This is a genomic window from Streptomyces sp. KR55 (assembly GCF_052245645.1).
Taxonomy (GTDB): domain Bacteria; phylum Actinomycetota; class Actinomycetes; order Streptomycetales; family Streptomycetaceae; genus Streptomyces; species Streptomyces flavusporus.
In genome coordinates this window covers 1-983 of record NZ_JBQQCE010000961.1, presented here as the reverse complement: position 1 = coordinate 983, position 983 = coordinate 1, and the positions used below count along the sequence as shown (strand labels likewise).

At 72.9% G+C, this 983-nt stretch carries 1 pseudogene; it reads right to left on the bottom strand.

Annotated elements, in window-relative coordinates:
• Positions 1-817, bottom strand: a pseudogene (locus ACTWQJ_RS51810) (ATP-binding protein); the annotation flags it as partial.
• Positions 818-983: the final 166 nt, after the last annotated feature.

Here is a 983-nt window from a genome sequence, read left to right as displayed (position 1 = left end):
AGACGTTGTCGAGGCACAGCGCCCACGAGTTGAACGCCTGCGTGGCCCACGACTTGATGTCCCTGGGCGCGGTCCGCTTCGGCGCCCCCGAGGGGTCGACGATGCCAATGACCATCTTCGCCGAGTACGACTTGCCGGTGCCCTGCTCGCCGCGGAACGTGAGGATCGGGTGCGGCAGGTCGGGGATGAACGCGGCGACAAGCCAGGCGACGAGCAGCTGGAAACCGTCGTCGTCGGTGTTGAGCAGGGCGCGCAGCTTGGCCAGGCCGTCGCCGTCGCGGATCGGTTCGGGAAGCGGCTTCATGGCGCCCGAGCGGCGGAACAGGACGGGCGAGCGGGCGGCCCGTTCCCACCCGGTGGGGCGGATGATGACGCACCGCCCGTCGGCGTCGCCCAGGTCGACGACGATGCCGTCCTGGTGGCGTCCTACGCGGACGTGCGGGACGCGCGGGTCGGCGTCCTGGGCGACGCCCTCCAGCACGGTCATCGCGTCGGCGAGGGAGCCCTGTGAGGGCACCGATCCGCCGTGCTCGTCGGTGAAGATGCGCGCCAGTTGCGAGCGCAGGCCGGCCTTCCCGCGCAGCGGGAGCGCGATGTTCGCGCCGTCGACCTTCACCCCGTAGGGGCGGCCGTCCTCCGACATGAACAAGTCGTACCGCTTGCGGGCCAGGGCGACGAGCTGGGACGCCTGCGACGGGCCGCGCCCCTTCTTCCCGTCGTTCTCGGCGGGGCCGTCGTCGGGGATGTACTCCAGCGGGTCGTCGTCCGGGTCCATGGGGCCGCCTGTGAGCTGCTGGGCGAGGTTGTCGACGGTCATGCGGCGTTCTCCTGGGCGACGAGGTAGCGGCCGGGCCGGCCGGGAACGGCGACCGGTGGCCAGCCCGGCGTGGCCTGCAACTGGTGCGGGGGGTGCGGCTTGGCTGCGGCGTCGAGTTCGGCGCGCGTCCGGCGGTCGGCGAGCGACGGCCGCGCCCGGTGCGCCT